The sequence below is a fragment of the Streptomyces sp. RP5T genome, from assembly GCF_003933965.1.
In the GTDB taxonomy this organism is placed as follows: domain Bacteria; phylum Actinomycetota; class Actinomycetes; order Streptomycetales; family Streptomycetaceae; genus Streptomyces.
Genome location: NZ_RSAJ01000961.1, coordinates 1 through 2,000, shown reverse-complemented (window position 1 = coordinate 2,000; position 2,000 = coordinate 1). Strand labels below are relative to the sequence as shown.

The following is a 2,000-nucleotide window of genomic DNA, read 5'->3' as shown; positions in this document are numbered from 1 at the left end:
GGTGTGGTGATGATCGACGGGCCTTACTTCGTACTGGTCGTGCTCGGGGTGCTCGGGACCGGGCTGGTGGCCGGGGTGTTCTGCGCGTTCTCGACGTTCGTGATGAGAGGGCTCGCCGAGCTGCCGCCCGCACAGGGCGTCGCCGCGATGAACGCGATCAATGTGAGCGCGGTGCGGCCGCCTTTCATGGCCGTCTTCGTGGGCTCCGCGGTGCTGAGCGCGGTGATCGCGGTGGTGACGTTCGTGCTGTGGCCGGACGAGGGGACCGTGGAGCTGCTGGTGGGCAGCGCGCTGTATCTGTTCGGCGCGTTCGGGCTGACGATGGTGGCGCACGTGCCCCGCAACGACACCCTGCTCGGGCTGGACCCGGGCACCGCGGAGGCGACGGCGTACTGGCCGGCGTATGTGCGCGAGTGGACGATGTGGAACCATGTCCGCGCGATCGCCTCGGGCGCGGCGGCGCTGGCGTACGTACTGGCCCTCACCTGAGCGGGCACCCGCCGCCCAGGTCTGGAGAAAGCGCTGTTCCGGCGGCTCGCCGGGCCTCTGCGCGAGGGGCCGAGGAGTCGTATCGTGGCCGGAAGAAGTTCCGCAGGAGCGCCGCGAGGAAGCCGGCCATGGCCGATCCCAAGGGATTCATGACCACCCCGCGCCAGGACTGGCCCCGCCGGCCGGTCGAGGAGCGGGTCCGGGACTGGGACGAGGTGTACGTCCCCGGAGCGCTGCTGCCCATCGTCACCGCGCAGGCGGACCGCTGCATGGACTGCGGTGTCCCGTTCTGCCACGAGGCCTGCCCGTTGGGAAATCTCATCCCCGAGTGGAACGACCTCGTCTCGCGGGAGGACTGGCGACAGGCCGCCGACCGGCTGCACGCGACGAACAACTTCCCCGAGTTCACCGGGCGGTTGTGTCCGGCGCCGTGCGAGGCGGGGTGTGTGCTGGCCATCAACCAGCCGGCGGTCACCATCAAGAACGTCGAGGTGGCCGTCGCGGACCAGGCCTGGGAGCTCGGGTTCACGCCGCCGCGGCCGCCGGACCGGCTCTCGGGGCGGACCGTCGCGGTGGTCGGATCGGGGCCGACCGGGCTCGCCGCGGCACAGCAGTTGACGCGGGCGGGGCACACGGTCACCGTCTACGAGAAGGACGACCGGCTCGGCGGGCTGATGCGCTACGGCATCCCCGAGTTCAAGATGGAGAAGCGCCATCTGGAGCGGCGGATCGAGCAGATGCGGGCCGAGGGGACCAAGTTCCGTACGTCCACGGCGGTCGGGCGGGACGTCGGGGCGGCGGAACTGCGGACGCGGTACGACGCGGTGGTGATCGCGACCGGGGCCACGGCATGGCGCGAACTGGACGTACCGGGAAGGGAGTTGGCTGGAATCCAGCAGGCCATGGAGTATCTTCCGCTGGCCAACCGGGTGTGCGAGGGCGAGCTGGCGGTGTCCCCGATGTCGGCCGCCGGAAAGCACGTCGTGATCGTGGGCGGGGGTGACACGGGGGCCGACTGCCTGGGGACCGCGGTGCGTGAAGGGGCCGCCTCCGTGACCCAGTTGGACATCTACGCCCGGCCGGGGCACGAGCGGGACGAGGATGCCGAGCCGTGGCCCACGTACCCGAAGATCTACCGGCTGTCCGCGGCGCACGAGGAGGCCCGTGATCTGGTGACGGCACCCGCCGCCGACGCGGACGCGCGGTTGTTCGCGGCGTCCACGCTGCGCTTCACCGGCGACGAGCACGGGCACGTGCGGTCGCTGCGACTCGTGGAGGTGGACGCGGCGCGGCGGCCGGTGGAGGGCACGCAGCGGACCCTCCCCGCCGACCTCGTGCTGCTGGCGCTCGGGTTCTCCGGGCCCGACCGGGCAGACGGGCTGGTGGAGCAGCTGGGGCTGGAGATGGAGCCTCGGGGGACGGTCGCGCGGGACGCCGGGTTCGGCACGAACGTGCCGGGGGTGTTCGCCGCCGGGGACGCCGCTCGGGGGCAGTCGTTGATCGTGTGGGCG

General features: G+C 72.0%; 2 protein-coding genes. Both read left to right on the top strand.

The annotated features are described in order from the left end of the window. Positions 1 to 9 precede the first annotated feature (9 nt). Positions 10 to 489 (top strand): DUF1772 domain-containing protein, encoded by a 480-nt coding sequence (locus EHS43_RS43440; protein WP_125195929.1) that lies wholly within the window; start codon positions 10 to 12, stop codon positions 487 to 489. A 128-nt stretch (positions 490 to 617) separates the two neighbouring features. Next, on the top strand, positions 618 to 2,000 hold a 1,383-nt coding region (locus tag EHS43_RS43435), incomplete at its 3' end, for a glutamate synthase subunit beta (protein WP_148104301.1).